Annotated in this window: 2 protein-coding genes; one reads left to right on the top strand and one right to left on the bottom strand. The window is 36.6% G+C overall.

The genetic code is table 11. The features are described from left to right. Positions 1-810: 810 nt before the first annotated feature. Positions 811-1,560, bottom strand: a complete 750-nt coding sequence (locus tag V7659_RS24595) for a DeoR/GlpR family DNA-binding transcription regulator (RefSeq protein WP_335542751.1) — start codon at positions 1,558-1,560, stop codon at positions 811-813. A gap of 251 nt (positions 1,561-1,811) precedes the next feature. Here V7659_RS24595 and tkt point away from each other — a divergent pair. Continuing rightward, the coding region (gene tkt, locus V7659_RS24590; RefSeq protein WP_335542750.1) for a transketolase at positions 1,812-3,714 on the top strand (1,903 nt) is incomplete at its 3' end.

Here is a 3,714-nt window from a genome sequence, read left to right as displayed (position 1 = left end):
TTACAGCGCTTTCATTTTATCTGATTATGCATTCTTCCAATCATTTTTAAGAAACATTAGCCCACAATCATCGTTTCAAAAAAATAATCTTCTTATCGGAGGAAAATTCCCCCAATGGAAAACTAGCATTTTCAACTCCCATAACCCATCCCTTTTGTCATGATAAGTTTACTTCAGATAATATTCTCTCTAAGACTTCTTCCTCTAAACTCTTAACGTATTCTTTTTTTCACTGTTAGAGGAATAAATTATCCCTAAACTCAATGTGTTAAAGAAAACATTTCCAAAAAATTTCATCTAGAAGAAAAAGAAATATTTTAATTCATATGACCTCCTTTTGTTATTAGAGATAGTAATATTGTAAAAAGAATATTTTATGTAGTAAATATTACTAACCAATAATTTTTTGTAATTTTTTTTACAACATCACTTAACAGTATGGTATCACGCTTATAATTAAGAGTAAATAGATTTAACAAAAAAAATAAAATTTTCAGAAAATATACGAAGGTCCATTCTTAAATCCAAAAGAATGATCACGGAAATATACAATATATTTACCCGCCATCCAAATGGTTTAGTCAATGTAATTACAATGGACACTTATACACACGTATTACCAAATTCGCATAAAAAAAGCTGCTCTTAAATTTGAGCAGCTCGTCAAATAACTTATGTAAATGCTAATAAAATTTGGGCACCGGGCTAGTGGGTCAGTCCCCCACTACATTAACGCATTAATTTATCGGGGGACTGACCCTGGATTTCCACTAGAAATCAATTAAAAACAATCGGAGGCTTAAACTATAGTCAAATGATTTCAATATCGAATTCCATGTACTTGTTTAAATTATGACTTAGTGGACCGTCTTCCGTAATTAAGTAATCAAGTTCTGAAACGGGACCAACCAAGTAATTGGAAATAGTATTAAGTTTACTTCTTGTAACTAGGGTTGCGATCTTATTTGAACTTTTAATCATCTGCCGTTTAGCATAAGACTCTTCTATATGAGGGATGCTGATTCCAAAGTCAGGGTGCAGGGAATACACTCCTAAAAAACAGAGATCGGCTCTAATATTTTTAAGCACATCAATTACATCCAATCCTACTGTCACAAAAGATTCCTTAAAAAAGGTTCCGCCCAAGAGGATGATATCTGTATTTGGATGTTTTGATAATGCCAAACTAATAGATGGACTATTCGTAATAATGGTCCCTTTAAACTCTATTGGAATTTCTTGAGCCAGAAAAAGATTTGTTGTACTTCCATCTATTAATAGAACTTGTCCATCTTTAATAATCTTCACTGCTTTTAAGGCTAATTCTTTTTTTGCATCTATATTTTCTTCCGTTCTTTCAGAAAAGGTTAAAGCGCTAGCAGAAGCAGGAAATGCTCCGCCATGTACTCTTTTGAGCAGACCTAATGAATCCATTTCCCTTAAATCCCGTCTAATTGTGTCCTCGGAAACATCCCATTTCATGCTTAATTCTTTAGCAACGACTTTCCCTTCTTTCTCTAATATTTGTAAAATTTTACTTTGCCGTTCTTTTCTTAGCATGACAATGATCAGCCTCCGTGTTTTTGCATGTTTTTTCTTATATTATATTATTTTTTCTTAAATTCACCAATTTTTTTAAAAAAACCGGCAAAATTCTTCTTGTTTTTTCTTGTTTATAAAGATAAAATATTCTTAAATACGAAAAAACTGGCTTTAATATGCAAAAACAAGAAATCATTTGAGCCAAGAAACCAAATACTCACATTTTGTACCAATTTAAAAATCACACGAAATAAAAGGAGGAAAAAATGATGAATAATAGTATTGAAACACTAGCTGTAAATACGATTCGCACCTTGTCAATTGACGCGATCAATAGTGCTAATTCTGGTCATCCAGGCTTACCTATGGGGGCTGCTCCAATGGCATATGCACTCTGGGCGCATCACCTAAATCATAATTCTGCAAATGCAAAATGGTTTAATCGAGATCGTTTTATTCTTTCTGCCGGACATGGCTCTAGCTTGTTGTATAGTTTACTTCATTTAGCTGGGTACAACGTATCTTTAGAAGATTTAAAAAGTTTTAGAAAGCTTAATAGTAGAACACCTGGTCATCCCGAATTTGGTCACACAGATGGTGTTGAAGCGACAACTGGACCTTTAGGGCAAGGAATTGGAAATGCAGTAGGAATGGCGATGGCTGAAGCGCATTTAGCTGCAAAATTCAATCGGGATGGATACCCTGTAATTGACCATTATACATATTCTTTAGTTGGCGATGGAGATTTAATGGAAGGCATCTCTTATGAGGCCATGTCTATGGCCGGCCATATGAAACTAGGAAAATTAATTGCATTATATGACTCAAATGATATTTCTTTGGACGGTGAATTAAACCTTTCATTTTCAGAGGACATTCAAAAACGAACAGAATCTGCTCATTGGCAATATTTACGAGTAGAAGATGGCAATGATGTAGCAGAAATCTCAAAAGCTATTACATTAGCTAAACAAAATACAAACCAACCAACCTTGATCGAAATTAGAACCACTATCGGTTATGGAAGTCCCAAAGTTGCAGGAACAAACAAGGCACATGGAAATCCACTTGGAGCAGAAGAAGCTCGTGCAACAAAACAGGTATATGGCTGGCAATATGAAGAGGATTTCTTTGTACCGGAAGAAGTTAAAGCCCATTTTGAAGAGCTAAAACAAAGAGGAATTAGTCAAGAACAACAATGGAATGCATTATTCCAGTCTTACCAAGAGTCATATCCTGAATTAGCGAAGGAACTAGAACATGCCATCACGGGAGAAGTTTTAATTAATGCGGAAGACATCCTGACATTTGAAACAGGTAAAACAATCTCAACCCGTGTAGCCAGTGGAGAAGCCATTAACCATTTTGTAAAATCAGTTCCATCTATTTTTGGAGGAAGTGCGGATCTTTCTCATTCCACTATGACAGATATAAAGGAAGACGCAGCATTCGCGGTAGAATCATTTAGCGGAAGAAATATTTATTTTGGTGTCCGCGAACACGCGATGGGAGCAGCTGGCAATGGTTTGGCTCTACATGGCGGGGTAAAGCCATTTGTAAGCACATTCTTTGTTTTCAATGATTATCTCAGACCATCAATTCGTCTGGCAGCCTTGCAAAAGCTTCCAGTCACTTATGTATTTACTCATGATTCGATTGCGGTTGGTGAAGATGGTCCAACTCATGAACCAATTGAACAGCTTGCTTCTCTTCGTGCCATCCCAGGGCTAACCGTAATTCGCCCATCAGATGCAAACGAAACTGCAAGTGCTTGGGCTTATGCACTAAACCAAACTGACGGTCCTGTTGCCATGGTGCTGAGCCGTCAAAACCTGCCTGTGTTCCAAGAGACACAAGCCAATTTAGACAACCTTTCAAAAGGAGCTTACGTATTAACACAAACAAATGACCAACCAGAGGTTATTTTAATCTCTACCGGTTCAGAAGTGTCATTAGCCTTTAACGCGAAAGCTGAACTTGAAAAAGAAAATGTATCCGTTCGTGTTGTCGCTATGCCAAGCTGGGAATTGTTCGATCGCCAACCGAAAGAGTATAAAGAGCTTGTTCTGCCTCCTTCTGTTACAAAGCGCGTGGCACTAGAAATGGGTATCTCCCTTGGATGGGAGCGCTATGTAGGATCAGAAGGGAAAGTATTATCTATTGAAACATTCG

Origin of the sequence: Neobacillus drentensis, from assembly GCF_036966985.1 — a bacterium.
Lineage (GTDB): Bacteria > Bacillota > Bacilli > Bacillales > Cytobacillaceae > Neobacillus > Neobacillus drentensis_E.
This window is presented reverse-complemented; position numbering and strand designations above follow the sequence as displayed.

Excerpts from the sequence above, each read along its gene's own strand:
- V7659_RS24595 (WP_335542751.1), bottom strand. The coding sequence starts at position 1,560 with ATGCTAAGAAAAGAACGGCAAAGTAAAATTTTACAAATATTAGAGAAA.